The organism is Companilactobacillus huachuanensis, assembly GCF_005404815.1.
GTDB lineage: Bacteria > Bacillota > Bacilli > Lactobacillales > Lactobacillaceae > Companilactobacillus > Companilactobacillus huachuanensis.
The window spans coordinates 184,300-199,954 of record NZ_BJDF01000002.1; the positions used below are offsets into that span (position 1 = coordinate 184,300).

A 15,655-nucleotide genomic window follows, 5' to 3' on the forward strand; every position below is an offset into this window, starting at 1 on the left:
TTAGCCCTCCATTAATAACATATCTGGATCATGCAACAACTTCTTCAAGAGGTTCAAAGCATTTTGTGCCAAAGCACCATCAATCAATCTGTGATCATAACTCAATGATAACTTCAACATATTACCTACTTGAATATTGCCATCCTCATCAACATATGGTTCTTTGGCAATCTTACCAACACCTAGAATTGCAACTTCCGGATAGTTGATAACTGGAGTAAACCAGCCACCACCAATAGAACCAACGTTACTAATTGTGATGGAACCACCGCTCATTTTATCCATGCTTAATTTATTATCATAAGCCGCTTGACTGTTCTCGGTGATTTCTTTAGCAATTTCGAACATCCCTTTAGAATCGACATTCTTAACATTTGGAACGTAAAGTCCATGTTCAGTATTAGTTGCAATACCAACATTGTAATAATGTTTGTAAACAATTTCTTCTGTTGAATCATCAATTGAGGCATTCAATTCTGGATAAGCCTTCATAACCGCAACTAATGCCTTAACAATATATGGCAAGAATGTTAAATGAACCCCCTTGTCAGCAGCAATTGCCTTGTACTTCTTTCTGTTAGCCATCAAAGCTGACACTTCAACATCATCAAAACTTGTGACATGTGGAGCGGTATGTTTACTTGTTAACATTGCCTTTGCAATAGCTTTTCTAGTAAGTGACATCTTTTCACGAGTTTCAAGTTCTGGTGTAGCTGATTTATACGGTGTAATTGGTTGAGCTGGAGCACTAGCAGTATTGGCTGAAGCCGTTGCTGTTACTGGTGTAGCAGCACTAGCTGGATTACCATTCTTATATGAATCAACGTCTGATTTGGTTATTTGACCATGTTTTCCACTTGGAGTAACCGATGCTAAATCAACACCTTGATCACGAGCATACTGACGAACTGATGGCATTGCTAAATAATGCGTATTGGCTGAACCAGTTGCTGCAGCAGCTGGAACACTGGCAGTACTACTTTCACTAGCAGCGGGCACGGCTTTTTCTGCTGCCTTTGGTGCTGGTGTATCGTCATCGCCAGAATCAGGAGAGCCATCATCGATCACAATTAATGTATCTCCGATTTCAACGGTGTCCCCTTCCTTAGCTACAATTTGTTTAATAGTACCAGCTACTGGTGATGGTAGTTCTTCAACGGATTTATCATTTTGAATTTCTACCAAGGAGTCATCTTCTTTAACGGTGTCTCCTTCTTTTACAAGCCAGCTGGCAATTTCACCTTCGGCCATACCTTCGCCTAGTTCTGGTAATTTAAATTTGTATGCCATAGTTTTTTCCCTTCCTTCGATTATTAGTAGTTGAGAATTTCATTTACTTTTTCTTCAATTTCTTTAGCCCGTGGAATCCAAATGTCTTCACCAAGAGCAAATGGATAAACACTATTTGGAGCAGCTACTCTACCAACTGGTGCATCGAGAGAAAGGATGGCACCTTCAGCAATGGCTGATGCTACTTGAGCGCCAACGCCGGCCATCTTTTGTGCTTCTTGGACAATTACAACTTTGTGAGTTTTTTGAATTGATTTGAAGATTGTTTCAGTGTCAATAGGTGAAACAGTTCTCAAGTCGATAACTTCAACAGAAATATTTTTTTCTGCCATTGTGTCGGCGACTTTGATTGCTTCATTTACTTCGGCACCATACGCAACAATAGTGAGGTCATTACCTTCACGAACAACATTAGCCTTATCCAAAGGCACTGAGTACTTGCCATCAGGAATATCATCCTTCATTGAACGATATAGTTTCAAATTCTCCATAAATAACACTGGATCATTATTTTCAACTGATGAAATCAACAGACCTTTAGCATCATATGGATTACTTGGCATAACTACACGTAATCCTGGAATTCCAGTAAAGAAGTTTTCCAAATTATCAGCGTGCATTTCAGCTGTATGTGTCCCCCCACCATAAGGTGTTCTAATTGTTACAGGAGCATTCTTCATGCCATCAAATCTGAAACGCATTCTAGCCAATTGACCAGCAATTTGATCAACAGCTTCAAATGAAAATCCCATAAATTGAATTTCAGGAATTGGACGCCAACCAGTTAAACCTAAACCAGTTGCTAAGCCCAAAATACCTGATTCAGCTAATGGAGTATCGAAGACACGGTCTTCACCATATTTTTCTTGGAGCCCTTGAGTAGTTCTGAAAACGCCACCGTTTTTACCAACATCTTCACCGAAGATCAATGTTTTTGGATCGTCTTCCAGAACAATGTCTAAGGCATCTGTAATTGCTTGAATATAAGTTTTCTTAGCCATCTTTACTTCGACTCCTTTGCTTCAAATTTATCGATTTCTTGTTTCATTTCTGGGGTTGGAATCTCAAATGTACGTTTCAACATATCAGAAACCTTATCAGCAGGAACATCATCGGCCTCTTTGATAGCTTCTTTAAATGATGCTTTGTAATCATCAACTAATTTATCTTCTTGTTCCTCTGACCAAAGTCCCTTATCTTCAAGAACTTTTCTTAAGCGGATCAATGGGTCCTTTTCAAACCAAGGTTGTTCTTGTTCCTTAGTTCTGTAACGTTTAGGATCATCACCTGCACTTGAGTGAGCTCCAAAACGATATGTTAAAGTTTCAATCAAGACTGGTCCATTGCCAGCTACCATATAATCACGTGCGGCTTTGGCAACTGCATAACAAGCTAAGATATCCATCCCATCAACTTGAACACTAGGAATACCCGCAGCGACGGCCTTTTGAGCTAATGTAGGGGCAGCAGTTTGTTTAACACGAGGCGTTGAAATCGCAAAGCCATTGTTTTGAACAATAAAGAGCACTGGTGCTTGATATGCTCCAGCAAAGTTCATTCCCTCATAACTGTCACCTTGAGAAGTACCACCATCACCTGTATATGTGAAAGCAATAGTATCCTCTTCTTTATTCTTTTTGATACCTAGTCCAACACCAGCAGCTTCAACATAAGCAGCACCGATAATAATTTGGGGCATCATGGAACGAGCCTTAAACTTGTTTCCGACGACATGACCTCTTGACCAAAGATATGCTTCAGTTACGGTTGCACCATGTTGAATCAATTGAGGAACATCACGATAAGCGGGCAACAAATAATCTTGTTTCTTCATTGCCAAAACAGTTCCCATCTCGGAAGCCTCTTCACCTTCAGTTGGTGCATAGAATCCCATCCGTCCTTGACGTGAAAAGTTCATTGTTTGTTCGTGTAATGCACGCTCCCAAACCATCTTCTTCATAAATTCAACCAAATCATCATCTGAAAAAGTATCAAAGATCTCTTGATCTGTTATTTCAGCATTTTCATTCAAAACTTGAATAGGTTTTGAAACATTCGATAAGTCATTTTTAATTGCTTCAAAATCAACAATTGGTTTATTTGCCATTCTTCACAGTCCTTTCATAAAAAAACTCATCCCTTGTGAATACTGTAAGGGCTTTCATATAATTTTAGTCTATCATTGATCTACCAAAAAACAAGTAGTTTAGGCGTTCCGCAATCAAAAAAAAATTAAATAATGATTGTGAAAATGATAACTATTTATCTAAATCTATTTCATTTTCAGACGTACCATTTTTGAGTTCATCAACCATCGAATCCAAGGAGATCGTTGCCATATTCTTTACTGCCTTAGTCGTGTAAAAGGCGATATGTGGCGTTAGAATAAACCTAGGACTCTTAATAACTAGTTCCAGCAATTCATCTGATAATCCTTCATCAGTTAAATCATTGTTAAAAATACCAACTTCATTTTCATAAACATCCATAACAGCACCGTAAAGTTTCCCTGACGCTACAGCCTCATAAAGATCTTTGGTATTAATCAAATCACCACGGGCGGTATTAATTACGATAGCATCGTCTTTCATTTCTGAAATTGATTGGCTATTAATTACGGTATGCCCCTTGCCTAAACTTGGAATATGTAAAGTTACCACGTCTGATTCCTTCAATAAAGTGTCAAGACTATCAACGTAAAGTCCTTCTTTTTCAATTTCGGAATTGTGAAATTTATCGAAAGCAATGACTTTTGCGCCAAATCCTTGATAAATTTTAATTGCTGCTTGACCAATTCTTCCGGTACCAGCAACACCAACGGTCAATTGATTCAATTCACGTCCAATATCTGGTACCCAGCGAAAATCGTGTTGATCGACTTTTCTAATCATATGTTTCATATTTCTCAAGAGTGCCATCAAACCAGTAACTGAATACTCAGCGATTGCCTCTGGTGAATAGCTTGGTACATTGGTTAAACGAATCTTATTTTTCTTCAAAGCTTCAATAGGAACATTATCGACCCCAACGTTTCGCAACGAAATGACATGAATCCCATATTCATTCATCGTGTCAAAAATCTTTTCATCATATGGCAATTGTTGATAAGCAACGATTCCATCGAATCCCTGTGCCATTTTGACTGTTTCAGGGGTCAAAAGATCAGTGACAATTTTTACTTCAATGTCGTTGTCCTTTGACCATTCCTGAATATACTTTTTCTCATCTTCTCTGACACCAAAATCAATTAACTTCATCTAGTTAGCCTCCAATGATACGAATTTATGTAACCTTATGAAATCGGTAACATATACACCTAACATTTTATCATTTTAGCGATTATTATCACAAAGATATAACCTTATAAAAATCAAGTTTAAATTTGGCGTGCCGCTTTCTGGTGTGAGTGATTCCGCCGCTGTGGGACCGGCTCGAGCCAAAGTGCGGTCTCAATCCTCGCTTTTGGACTTCGAGAAAACCACTCGAATTTCAAAAGACGTCTTGTGCTGTAAGAACGGGAAAATCACCCGTCCTAACACCACTGCCACTGCTGGCTGCATCACTCACACCAGAAAGCTAGATAATTTTTTATGGCTTGATATAAATGATATTACGAAAATAATTGTTGATTTTTTTACGATAACTATTGCTGTTAAAGGCCTAAAGCTAACTTAATTTAAATAACTGAAGGTTGAAAAGTGAAAAAGTAATATAAACAGTGCTCTGATAGTCCTAAAGTAAATTTATTTACCAATTTATTTAAATAGCAAAAGATAACAATTAGACATTCGTATTATTAAAAAACTAGTTGGAAGAGCTGATTAGTATTCATTTGTGCCGAAAGTGACGTTAGAACTTCACCATTACACCACCAGGCGCATTGAAGAATCGCAAGTTTTGCTAGGTTTCAAACAACCTAAGGTTCGAGACCACTCTTTGGCTCGGGCCATTTCGCGCAACAATTGAATACTATCAGCTTTGGAATCAGCATAATTAACTAAACTTTCAGTCTTTAGTTAAATTTTAAAACATTGAAGCTGCACACTTCATAGAACGCTTTCTTTAACAAAACCAGTAAATTTTTTGTCATTTATTTCTATTTTCAGAGAAAAATAATCTATAATAGATATACTAAGGTACTTTTGTACAATCAAACATTTGGAGGAAACTATGTATTTTATGAAAGATATCGTCCGTGATGGCGATCCCGTTTTAAGAAAAGTTGCTAAAGAGGTTCAATTTCCACTGAGTGACGATGACAAAGCATTGGCCGCCAATATGATGGAATATTTAGTTAAAAGTCAAGATGAAGACTACGCTGAAAAGCATCAACTACGTGCTGGTGTTGGTTTGGCTGCACCTCAAGTTGGCGTTTCAGAAATGATGGCTGCTGTTTTGGTTCCTAACGAAGATGACCCTGACAAGCCTTTACTTAAAATTACGTTGATCAATCCTGTTATCGTCAGAAATTCAGTCCAAAAGGCTGCTTTGTCTGAGGGTGAAGGCTGTCTTTCAGTTGATAAGGATGTCTCAGGCTTTGTTCCACGTGCCGATAGAATCACAATTAAATATGATGACTTTGAAGGTAACTCACAAACAATGCGTGTTAGAGATTACCCTGCTATCGTTTGCCAACATGAAATTGATCATTTAAATGGTCACCTATACTATGACAAGATCAGTAAAACTGCACCATTCGATCTTGACCCAAGTACCGTCGTTATTTCGTAATATCGTTGTCAGTATACTTACCCTATTAGATATGGTAGAATTGTGCTATCTATTGATTACTGCACAAATGGACTGGAAAAAACGTCAAATGAAACTGACTTGTTTCATTTAATTCGATTAAAGGAGAAATTTAATATTGATTTATAAAGTTTTATATCAAACAAGTGAACTAGACAACCCCCGTCGTGAATTTACACATTCACTTTACGTGGACGCAGCTTCAAGTATTGAGGTACGTCAAGCGGTCGAAAAAAACACCGACTACGAAATTGAATTTATTCAGGAACTCGATGAGCAACATTTAGAGTACGAGAAAAAGAATCCTGATTTTAAATTAACGGAGTTTTAATTAATGTCGTTTAAAGTAAAAAATAATGAAGTTGCTGTTTTTGCCATCGGGGGCCTTGGCGAAATCGGTAAAAATATGTACGGAGTTCAATATCAAGACGAATTGATCGTTATTGATGCCGGAATCAAGTTTCCAGAAGACGAACTTCTTGGAATTGACTATGTCATTTCAGATTACAGTTACTTAGTAGAAAACAAAGATAAGATTAAGGGACTCTTCATCACCCATGGTCACGAAGATCATATTGGTGGTATTCCTTATTTGCTTCAAGAACTTCCAAATGTTCCAGTTTATGCCGGTCCACTAGCATGTGCATTGATTAAAGGTAAATTGGAAGAACATGGTTTACTAAGAACAACTGAAATGCATGTCTTACACGAAGATGATGTTATCAAATTCCCTAAGACAAGTGTTTCATTCTTCAGAACAACTCACTCAATCCCTGATACCTTAGGTATTGCTGTTACTACACCTCAAGGAATCATTGTTGAAACTGGTGATTTTAAGTTTGACTTAACTCCAGTTGCCGGATTACCTTCACCTAACTTACAAAGAATGGCTGCACTTGGTGCTAAAGGCGTTTTATGTTTACTATCTGATAGTACAAATGCTGAAATCCCAACCTTTTCTAAGTCAGAACGCTCTGTTGGTTTAACGATTCACCAAATTTTTGAAACAATCCAAGGAAGAATTATCTTCGCTACCTTTGCTTCAAACATTTATCGTATTTCCCAAGCAGTTGATGCTGCAATCCAACAAGGTCGTAAAATCGCAGTCTTTGGACGAAGTATGGAAGGTGCAATCGAAAATGGTCGTGAATTAGGATACTTGAATATCCCTGATGACATGTTGATTGATCCTCATGCTCTGAACAAAACACCTGCTAGTGAAACTTTGATTCTATGTACTGGTTCACAAGGTGAGCCATTAGCTGCCTTGAGTCGAATTGCTAACGGTACCCACAGACAAATTACAATTCAACCAGGCGACACGGTTATTTTCTCAAGTAATCCTATCCCTGGTAACACAATCAGTGTTAACCACTTGATCAACCAACTTTCTGAAGCTGGTGCTGAAGTCATTCATGGTAAAGTTAACAATATCCATGCTTCTGGTCACGGTGGTCAAGAGGAACAAGAATTAATGCTCCGCTTGATGAAGCCTAAATTCTTCATGCCAATTCACGGTGAATACCGAATGTTGAAGATTCACACCGAGTTAGCTGAATTGTGTGACGTGCCACAAGATCACTCCTTCCTATTGGAAAATGGTGATGTCTTGGCACTTACAAAAGATACAGCTCATGTAGCTGGTCACTTCCCTGCTGGCGATGTTTACGTCGATGGCAAGGGCGTTGGTGATATCGGTAATGTTGTTATCCACGATCGTCAAGTTCTTTCTGAAGAAGGAATGGTCGTAGTTGTAGCAACAATTGATTATCAAAAACATATTGTCTTAGCAGGCCCAGATATCTTGTCACGTGGATTCGTCTACATGCGTGAGTCTGGCGAATTGATCAACCAAGCACAAAAACGTGTCTTCCACTTGATCAAGAATGCTTTTGATAATGACGATACTGAAAAAGTTACTGAAGCAACCTTGAAACGTGTCATCATTGAAGGACTACAAGAATTCTTGTACAAACGTACAGCTAGAAATCCTGTCATCTTACCAATGTTAATAGGAACCTCAATCTAAAGAAGATCAATTGATCTTCTTTTTTGTTTTGGCAGTCTTTCCGTCTCAGGCTGCCTATTGACTTGCTGTGAGTATCGGTCTTTGCTGAATCAGTACTGGCAATCTGAGACTAGTGTATTTTTTATTATGAATATTGTTATATAATTAAGAATATTCATTGCACCATCCGTATAAATTCTAATAACTTCGTCGATAGAACTATAAATATCCTGTTGACCGTAGTTAAATTAAGGGTATTTAAATGACTAAAATAAGTAAAATTGAAATAATTCTCAATTATCATGCTGGTAATGGGCATGCTAAACGTACTTGTAACAAGGTGACTGACTTTCTCAATCAAATCAGTTTAGATTATGAAATTCATCCAACTAAAAAAGATGGTGATGGGGTCAGGATTGCTAAAGAGTTGGCCAATAAGCACGAACAAAATATTAGAATTGTCGTCATTGGCGGCGATGGGACTTTGAACCAGTGTGTTAACGGTGTAAAAGAATCAAGTTTTCCTGACACTCCTCTCGGTTATATTCCGGGCGGCTCTGGTAACGATTTTAATCGTGGAATTAAATTAGCCATCAAAGATCCTGTTATTTTAATGCAAGCCATTCTTTCTCTCGAACAACCACGCAAAATTGACGTCGGGAAAGCTGTTGGATCCAATTTCTCACATTACTTCATCAATAATATTGGAATCGGCTTTGATGCTAGTACAGTCTATTACACGAATCATTCATCGCGAAAAGAATTTCTCAACAAATTGCAAATGGGCACCCTCGCCTATTTAACTAACCTCTTGAAAGCCATTAAACGACAACCTGCCTTTAAATTAGATGTCGACTACGGCCCACAGAAAAAACATTTTGATTCAGCTTATATCGTTGTTGCCACTAATCACCCCTACTTTGGCGGTGGCTTTGCCATTGATCCGACAGCAACCCCATTTAATCATCATTTAAACTTGGTTGTGGTTAGAAAGATAACTGGTTTGACCTTTGCAAAATTATTAACAAAATTAGTAACCGACGGTTCCCATTTGCAAGATAAAAACGTTTGGCATATTGAACGAACAAATTTCACACTTCACAACACTCCTAAACAGTTTGGACAAATGGACGGTGAAGAATTGGACAAGCATGAATTCGATTTACATTTTAAGGTTGACCAACACCCATTCTGGTTACCAGTTAAAGAGTAAAAAAAAGTGCCCCATAATTATTAGACGATTAAATCTAATAGTTACGAGGCACTTTTTTTAATTAATTACTATCGAGGATTAAAAGTCGAAAAACAAATATGATCATTGTTGTTACAGGCTAGCAGGAGCTAATTTTAAGTAATCAGAAATCTTCATTTTATTGTTCCTACCATTAAAAAAAATAGTTGTAAGAGCTGAGATTATTCATTTGCAGCGAGGTTCGAGACCTCTCTTTGGCTCGGGCCGTTCCACGCAGCATATGAATACTTTCAGCTCTGGAAACGGCATAATGCATCAAACTTTCAACTTTTAGGTATTAAACTAATACACCCCATTATCTATGAAATAATAACTTTTAAATCAATAATTTTACCATCATTATCAAATTTATAATAATCAAATCCATGGAGTGAAAACAGCGAACCATCACTCTTCAAACCAGCAACGACCCATTCAGTCTGATAATTATTATCAACATCCCTGATTTCAAAGAGATGTTTCAATTGTTTATTACGACCAAAAAATAGCCTAAAGAAATCGGCGACTTCTTTCTTATTTGTTGCGGTTTCATTAATGCCAGATTTGATTTTTGCATCATCGCTAAACAAGTCGATGATTGCCTTTAAGGAATTCATATCACTTGATGCATAGTCAGACAACTTGAAATACTTTTGAATCGTAATCTTATTCATATCGGTATCAGTCATGTGTTATCTCCAGTCAATGATTAATCATTAATGAAATTATTGTACCTCGAAATCATTAAAAAAATATCAGCCTATACGACTTGTCACTATTTCAAATATTTTTATGATAAATATAAATTTCACCAAATTTTCCATGAATTCGTTTGTTCGAATCAACAAAGCCTGCCTTTAAATACAGCTCTTGAGCAGCTATATTAGTCGGATTAACTCCTAAAATCATTCGGTCGACCTTTCTATAATTAAAATAAACAAATTCAGATAACCTCAATAATGTAATTAAGGCATAGTCACGGCGGCGAAAACGACTGTCAATTGAAAAAGCCTGCAACAAAATATCAGTTTGCGAATCGCCATCAAATAACAATGGCCCATCATCCGTATGTAGACAGAAACATCCAACCAGTCTCTTATTATCAAGAATCATTATTGGTTGCATATGGGGATTGATCCGACTTCGCTCAATAATTGATTGTGGACCACCGATATTATCATTTGGTTCCAAGCAATACCCATCAATCATACTTTGCGTAATATTATTTCCATCATATTCCTGTAATTTGAGATTCATTTTGACATCACATCCAACAAGAAAAATATCTTATTCATTTTTACCAAGACGATTTTGGAAAAATCACCTTAGTACCATGATTATAGTCACCTTCCATTATTTTTAGTATAAATATGATTCCGGATATTTTCCAACCTGAATCTGAAGGTAGAAAACAGCCGAAATAAATACGTATGGTGCTCGTTAAATATGGCGTCTCCAGAACTGGAAACGGGTCAATTACTAAACTTTCAATCCTTATCTTGTGTCAAAAAAATAGCCTGAAACCTTTTAGGCCCAGACTTGGTCTTGCATTCACATATTAATTCCAAAATTTGAATTACCTACGTTCGTGTCTATCTCTTCGACGTTCATCCCGTCTCTCTTGTCGACTACTACTATCTTTCTTCTGAGCAGCAACGTTACCTGATATTTCACTTGGATATTTAGTTGAAGCACGGTACCAAACAATTCCACGTTGAATCAACAATGTAATTCCCAAATACAACAATAAAGTTACTGAACTTCCAGTCCAAATTCGATCAACAGCCATATGCATTCCAATACCTATAACCCACCAAACGATGGTTAACCAATTACCTTCGCGCATAACTAGACCTTTATCATCAAGCCAATACTTGTAAGTGAATGCTCGCAGGATAGCGAAAACGGCAGCACTAACTAGACTAAGAACTCCAAAAATAATTATCCTATTTTGTGAAAGATTCATGTGTTGCTTACTAACTGCATCACCGATTGACGCGATTCCAAACAATATCACAACAATAAAAAATTCTGGTTTAAATTTAACCGTTCGTGGTTCCAATTGACGCTTGATTACCACATACAAAATCAACAGTGCTAAAACAATATTTGTATAACTAAGGTTTTGCATAATAACTTTTCCTAACGTTTTTTATCATTTAAATAATACTCTAAAAATATTAATTACAAAAGAAAAAATTTGATTTTTTGATTATAATAACTAAAGGTTGAAAGGTAAAAAATTAATGTAGTCGCTGTTATTACAGACCTAGAGTTAATTTATTTAAATAATTAGGAATTTTCGTTTTATTTGTTCCGGCTATTAAAATAAACTAGCTGGAAGATCTGAGAGTATTCATTTGCAGCGAAAGTGGCGTTATTGCTTCAGCAATTACACCACCGGGCGTGTTGGAGACTCGCGGGTTTTGCGAGGCTTCAACCGAGGTCCGAGACCGCATTTTGGCTCGGGCCGTTCCGCGCAGCAATTGAATACTCTCAGATCTGGAAACGGCATACTTAACTAAACTTTCAACCTTTAGTTATAATAAATCGTAAGAGAATACTTAACCTAAATTTCAAACATTAGTTAAATTGATTTTTATTTCTTGACCTCTTCACCATGTTTCATAAAGTCAGTTGGAATAACACTATCCATCCCAATCATTGGATCGATAGCATTGTTCATCACCATATCAAGTGTCAAACGATAATCCTTTGGCTCAGTGGTTTCATCTGATTCAACATCCTCATCTGGTGTCTCTGAATCCGGTTGCTTAATCTTAAAGCTGGTAAAAATTCGTTCCTTCAAAGTTGTCTGACGTTCACTCGACTGATCTCTAATTGAACGTTCAAAAGCACTGCGATCACCGACCATGATCAATAGACGCTTAGCTCGTGTAACTGCAGTATACAACAAATTACGACGTAACATCCGTGATTCTTCATTAACCAGTGGCAAAATAACCATTTCAAATTCAGAGCCTTGTGATTTATGAATTGAAGTACAGTATGCCAAAGTAATATTGAGCCAATCCTTACGATCCAGAGTAACTTCATTGCCGTCGAAGTTGATAACTAATTTATCAACCTTGTCGGTATTTTCTTTTGCCAAAATAATCCCAATAATCTGACCTATTTCACCATTGAAAACATTATCTTCTGGCGTATTGACCAAATAAACAACTTTATCCTTGATACGATATTTAATATTTCCCATAGAAACTTCTTTACGCTGAGGCGTCATCGGATTAACAACATTTTGAATCACATAATTAAGATTATCGATACCGGCCGTCCCACGATACATTGGTGCCAAAACTTGAACATCCGCAATATCAAAGCCACGATCACCAGACTTACTAATAATTTGTGATAAAACATTGGGAACATCTCGACTATTGCAATTGATAAAACTTCTATCAGCTCGATTTTCAAAGATACCGTCGACAATTACACCTTCATTGATATCATGAGCTAATTGAATAATCGTTGAATCCTCATCCTGTCGATGAATATTTTTCAAAATCATTGTGGGAAAAACTTCACTATTGATCAAATCAGCAAAGACCTGACCGGCCCCAACTGATGGCAACTGATCACGGTCACCTACTAAAACAATTTGTGTTCCCGGTTGAACGGCAGAAATTAACACTTTAAATAATTTCGTATCAACCATCGACATTTCATCAATGATCAATAATTTACAATCCAAACTTGGCTCTGCAAATTCATCATCTTCTGTGCCAGTCAGTCCTAACAAACGGTGAATCGTCATCGCTGGTAAACCGGTTGATTCACCCATATGTTTGGCTGCTCGTCCTGTAGGGGCAGCTAGTGCAATTGCATATTCCTTAGACTCTGGTTCAAGTGGCATGTCATTTAATTTCGCATAGGCCGCCACAATGGCATTAATGATAGTTGTTTTACCTGTTCCGGGGCCCCCAGTCAGTAGAAAGATTGGAGCAGTCAAAGATTGTTCGATTGCCTTTTCTTGTGAATCATCATATTTAACGTTGAAATCCGACTCAATCTGGCGTAATTCCGTCCTCATGTCTTTCTTTTTCCAAGCCACGCCTTTGAAACTATCCGTGATCATCTTCAATGATTGGGCAATTGACCACTCACTGTCAGCCAAATCCTTTTCATAAACGTTACCATCTTCGACTACTAATACGCCGTCTTTAACTAAATTACGTAATCCATCCACTAATTTTTGTTGCAGATCATCGGTTGAGTTAGCTCGCAAGATACTGCCAACACGACGGATCAATTCCTGACCATCAACATATGTGTCACCTGTTTCATTGACAATTAATGTGACCATCTGAATCAAAGCACCTTTGATACGTCTAGGGTCATCGCCTGTAATACCTATACGCTTGGCCAGCTCATCCGCACGTTTAAAACCAACACCTTTAACATCGATTACTAACTGATACGGATCTTCATTCAATTTATCAAGTGTCTGTACACCATACCTTTGAAAAATTCTTGCGCTCAATGTTGGACCGAATCCATAGTTATTCAACTGATACAAAACTTGTTCCGTCTGATGATTGTTAGAAATTTGTTCCACAATATTCTGAGTCTTCTCTTCACCAAGTTTTAGAAAATCCAAGGCATGTGGATCCTGTAAAATCTTGTCGATTGCATCTTCACCTAATGTATCAACAATCTTCTCCGCTTTTTTCTTTCCAATACCAGGAAACTCTTCACTCGAAAAGAAAGCTACTAATTGTTTGCGACCATTAGGACGACTACGCTTATAAGTCGTTGCTTTAAATTGCTGACCATATTTCGGGTGATCGACGATTTCACCTTCAAAACGATATTCTTCTTCCTCAACAATTTCGCCAAAACTACCGGTAACGACAATATCGCCACCATCCCAGCCGGTATTAGTTTTTTTAACTTTAATCGTAAAGATCTTATAGAGATTTTCGGGGTTTTCAAAAAAGATGGCTTTGACAGTACCCAAGAAATATGGTTTCTCGTTACTTTCTGTCATTGCTATCTCCTTGTTTGATAAATTTTTGTAACTCAGCTAGTTTCTTTTCATTCTTCAAATAATACTTTTCATCAATTTTTTTAGACTGATCCAAGTAGTTTTGATAATCCTCATGCAGGTTCATCGCACACAATGCCATATTAAAGTAATATTTGGCCTGTGGTTGGATTTTACTGGCTGTCTTGTAAAATCCCAAGGACTCACCAAAATTGCCGTTAGCAAGCAGTAAATCAGCTAATAACTCATTGGCTTGTAAATCCTCTGGTGATTTTTCAACCGCAGTCAAAGCATACATGATTGCTAATTGACGCTTACCTTGTTGATCCAATGTTTTAGCCATCATGAAATAAGCTTCAAATGCGTAATCATCATTGACCAAATTTTGGAAAATATCATTGGCCTTATCGAATTTATCAGCCAAATAATACACGTTCCCCAAATTATAGAGTAAATCCTGATTATCCTTATACATTTCTAAAGAGCGAGCTAACAACTCTTCGGCCTGTTCCAAGTCGCCAGCTTCAACTAGATAAGTCGATAATTGTAAAATCTTGGGTAATTGCTTTGGATCTTGATTCAAATCAGCAACGACTAATTTGATTGCTTGTTCTTTGTCGCCCTGATTAAATAATTCTTCTGCTTCTTTGTTCATAAAAACCTCAAATAGTATCTGAACTTTCTAATTTCTTGCCCAGATATCCCGTTTCATTCCATTTAATTAATTTAAATTCACCATTTTCAAAACGCAGGTGAGTCAAACTAGTATTCGAGAGTCCACCATTTTTTCTAATATCAGCGACTTTCGTTCCTAACAGTGATTGAATCATCGTTACCAATGCCGCACCATGACTGACAATTACCACATTAGCATCAGGTTTGTTTTCGGCAACAATCCTCTTAACTGCATCAGTCGTTCTTGCAGCAACCTTTTCAAATGATTCACCCCTGATCAAATCATAATCATACTCTGCAGGTTGATGTCTGAATGCATATATCACTTCAGGTATTTCATTTTCCAACTCAGAGAACTTACGTCCTTCCATAATGCCCAAGTCAAATTCACGTAGATCGCGCACGATTGATAAAGGAATTTGTCGTTTCAAATCCTTGATCAAGGTTTCAGCTGTTTTTTTAGCACGTGGTAATGGACTGGCATACATGTGATCGATTGCTGTATCTTCAAGTCTTTTTGCTAACAGACTGATATCATGTAAACTTTCTGGCAACAATGGCGAATCACCATGTCCACCTTGATATTTTCCTTCTAAGTTCCATTCGGTCTTTCCATGTCTGACAAAATACAATTCCATTTTTTCTCACCTTACCAAGTTAGTTAAGTACAATTATGGATTTTTTGGTGATTTTTTTC

The 15,655-nt window shown here is 37.3% G+C and carries 14 protein-coding genes; 4 read left to right on the forward strand and 10 right to left on the reverse strand.

The features are described from left to right. The 4 genes from FFM71_RS01970 to FFM71_RS01985 form a co-directional block, all read right to left on the reverse strand. The gene (locus tag FFM71_RS01970; protein WP_137610509.1) at window positions 1-1,290 is read right to left on the reverse strand and encodes a 2-oxo acid dehydrogenase subunit E2; all 1,290 of its coding nucleotides are present in this window, start codon (window positions 1,288-1,290) and stop codon (window positions 1-3) included. Window positions 1,291-1,313: 23 nt separating this feature from the next. After that, window positions 1,314-2,291 carry an alpha-ketoacid dehydrogenase subunit beta gene (locus FFM71_RS01975; protein WP_137610510.1) on the reverse strand — a complete coding sequence of 326 codons (978 nt, stop codon included), beginning with the start codon at window positions 2,289-2,291 and terminating at the stop codon, window positions 1,314-1,316. A gap of 2 nt (window positions 2,292-2,293) precedes the next feature. Further along, on the reverse strand, window positions 2,294-3,397 hold the full coding sequence (locus tag FFM71_RS01980; RefSeq protein ID WP_137610511.1) for a thiamine pyrophosphate-dependent dehydrogenase E1 component subunit alpha: 1,104 nt from the start codon (window positions 3,395-3,397) through the stop codon (window positions 2,294-2,296). Between the two features lie 151 nt (window positions 3,398-3,548). Continuing rightward, the gene (locus tag FFM71_RS01985) at window positions 3,549-4,547 is read right to left on the reverse strand and encodes a D-2-hydroxyacid dehydrogenase (protein ID WP_137610512.1); all 999 of its coding nucleotides are present in this window, start codon (window positions 4,545-4,547) and stop codon (window positions 3,549-3,551) included. Window positions 4,548-5,460: 913 nt separating this feature from the next. Between FFM71_RS01985 and def the strand changes: the two genes are divergently transcribed. The 4 genes from def to FFM71_RS02005 all read left to right on the forward strand — a co-directional run bounded on the left by def (window position 5,461) and on the right by FFM71_RS02005 (window position 9,260). Further along, on the forward strand, window positions 5,461-6,021 hold the full coding sequence (def, locus tag FFM71_RS01990; RefSeq protein WP_137610513.1) for a peptide deformylase: 561 nt from the start codon (window positions 5,461-5,463) through the stop codon (window positions 6,019-6,021). Window positions 6,022-6,157: 136 nt separating this feature from the next. Continuing rightward, window positions 6,158-6,370: a DNA-directed RNA polymerase subunit epsilon gene (locus FFM71_RS01995; protein WP_137610514.1), complete on the forward strand. Its 213-nt coding sequence runs from the start codon at window positions 6,158-6,160 to the stop codon at window positions 6,368-6,370. Between the two features lie 3 nt (window positions 6,371-6,373). Continuing rightward, on the forward strand, window positions 6,374-8,068 hold the full coding sequence (gene rnjA, locus FFM71_RS02000; protein ID WP_137610515.1) for a ribonuclease J1: 1,695 nt from the start codon (window positions 6,374-6,376) through the stop codon (window positions 8,066-8,068). Window positions 8,069-8,309: 241 nt separating this feature from the next. Then, window positions 8,310-9,260 carry a diacylglycerol/lipid kinase family protein gene (locus FFM71_RS02005; protein ID WP_137610516.1) on the forward strand — a complete coding sequence of 317 codons (951 nt, stop codon included), beginning with the start codon at window positions 8,310-8,312 and terminating at the stop codon, window positions 9,258-9,260. A 338-nt stretch (window positions 9,261-9,598) separates the two neighbouring features. Here FFM71_RS02005 and FFM71_RS02010 read toward each other — a convergent pair whose 3' ends face one another. The 6 genes from FFM71_RS02010 to FFM71_RS02035 form a co-directional block, all read right to left on the reverse strand. Continuing rightward, window positions 9,599-9,967: a nuclear transport factor 2 family protein gene (locus FFM71_RS02010; RefSeq protein WP_137610517.1), complete on the reverse strand. Its 369-nt coding sequence runs from the start codon at window positions 9,965-9,967 to the stop codon at window positions 9,599-9,601. Window positions 9,968-10,058: 91 nt separating this feature from the next. Next, on the reverse strand, window positions 10,059-10,535 hold the full coding sequence (locus FFM71_RS02015; protein ID WP_137610518.1) for a GNAT family N-acetyltransferase: 477 nt from the start codon (window positions 10,533-10,535) through the stop codon (window positions 10,059-10,061). Between the two features lie 319 nt (window positions 10,536-10,854). Further along, the gene (locus FFM71_RS02020) at window positions 10,855-11,409 is read right to left on the reverse strand and encodes a hypothetical protein (RefSeq protein ID WP_137610519.1); all 555 of its coding nucleotides are present in this window, start codon (window positions 11,407-11,409) and stop codon (window positions 10,855-10,857) included. Window positions 11,410-11,877: 468 nt separating this feature from the next. Beyond that, on the reverse strand, window positions 11,878-14,286 hold the full coding sequence (gene recD2, locus FFM71_RS02025; RefSeq protein WP_137610520.1) for an SF1B family DNA helicase RecD2: 2,409 nt from the start codon (window positions 14,284-14,286) through the stop codon (window positions 11,878-11,880). Further along, on the reverse strand, window positions 14,273-14,938 hold the full coding sequence (locus FFM71_RS02030) for a tetratricopeptide repeat protein (RefSeq protein WP_137610521.1): 666 nt from the start codon (window positions 14,936-14,938) through the stop codon (window positions 14,273-14,275). Before FFM71_RS02030 ends, recD2 begins: the two co-directional genes overlap by 14 nt. A gap of 7 nt (window positions 14,939-14,945) precedes the next feature. Further along, on the reverse strand, window positions 14,946-15,596 hold the full coding sequence (locus FFM71_RS02035) for a histidine phosphatase family protein (protein WP_137610522.1): 651 nt from the start codon (window positions 15,594-15,596) through the stop codon (window positions 14,946-14,948). Window positions 15,597-15,655: the final 59 nt, after the last annotated feature.

Coding starts and splice junctions, on each gene's coding strand:
- FFM71_RS01980 (WP_137610511.1), bottom strand. CDS start 3,397: ATGGCAAATAAACCAATTGTTGATTTTGAAGCAATTAAAAATGACTTA.
- FFM71_RS01985 (WP_137610512.1), bottom strand. CDS start 4,547: ATGAAGTTAATTGATTTTGGTGTCAGAGAAGATGAGAAAAAGTATATT.
- FFM71_RS02035 (WP_137610522.1), bottom strand. CDS start 15,596: ATGGAATTGTATTTTGTCAGACATGGAAAGACCGAATGGAACTTAGAA.
- recD2 (WP_137610520.1), bottom strand. CDS start 14,286: ATGACAGAAAGTAACGAGAAACCATATTTCTTGGGTACTGTCAAAGCC.
- FFM71_RS02005 (WP_137610516.1), top strand. CDS start 8,310: ATGACTAAAATAAGTAAAATTGAAATAATTCTCAATTATCATGCTGGT.
- FFM71_RS01975 (WP_137610510.1), bottom strand. CDS start 2,291: ATGGCTAAGAAAACTTATATTCAAGCAATTACAGATGCCTTAGACATT.
- FFM71_RS02010 (WP_137610517.1), bottom strand. CDS start 9,967: ATGACTGATACCGATATGAATAAGATTACGATTCAAAAGTATTTCAAG.
- FFM71_RS02015 (WP_137610518.1), bottom strand. CDS start 10,535: ATGAATCTCAAATTACAGGAATATGATGGAAATAATATTACGCAAAGT.
- FFM71_RS01970 (WP_137610509.1), bottom strand. CDS start 1,290: ATGGCATACAAATTTAAATTACCAGAACTAGGCGAAGGTATGGCCGAA.
- rnjA (WP_137610515.1), top strand. CDS start 6,374: ATGTCGTTTAAAGTAAAAAATAATGAAGTTGCTGTTTTTGCCATCGGG.
- FFM71_RS02020 (WP_137610519.1), bottom strand. CDS start 11,409: ATGCAAAACCTTAGTTATACAAATATTGTTTTAGCACTGTTGATTTTG.
- def (WP_137610513.1), top strand. CDS start 5,461: ATGTATTTTATGAAAGATATCGTCCGTGATGGCGATCCCGTTTTAAGA.
- FFM71_RS02030 (WP_137610521.1), bottom strand. CDS start 14,938: ATGAACAAAGAAGCAGAAGAATTATTTAATCAGGGCGACAAAGAACAA.